Source organism: Streptomyces sp. SID14515, assembly GCF_010548505.1.
GTDB classification, from domain to species: Bacteria; Actinomycetota; Actinomycetes; order Streptomycetales; family Streptomycetaceae; genus Streptomyces; species Streptomyces caviscabies.
This window is the reverse complement of record NZ_JAAGMH010000119.1, coordinates 1-228: the sequence shown is the minus strand read 5'-3', so window position 1 is coordinate 228 and position 228 is coordinate 1. Positions and strand designations below refer to the sequence as shown.

General features: G+C 64.9%; 1 protein-coding gene. It reads left to right on the top strand.

Annotation, left to right across the window (positions count from 1 at the left end; genetic code table 11):
- Window positions 1-228 (top strand): TetR family transcriptional regulator (locus G3I54_RS27755; RefSeq protein ID WP_164618285.1); only part of this gene is annotated, 228 nt, incomplete at both ends.

Genomic DNA, 228 nt, shown 5'->3' with positions numbered 1-228 from the left:
GTGAACGCGGGTTCGACAACACCCCGCTCGACGCACTGCTGGAGCGGGTGGAGGTGTCCCGCCGCACCTTCTTCCGCAACTTCCGCTCCAAAGAGGACGTCGCGCTCACCGCCGTCAAACAGCTTTGGGACGCCTATCTGGATGTCCTGGGCAGCATCGAGAAGTCGGGGCCGCTGGCCGACGTCTTCCTCGGCGCGATGCTCACCACCCTCGAACGCATGGATGAGG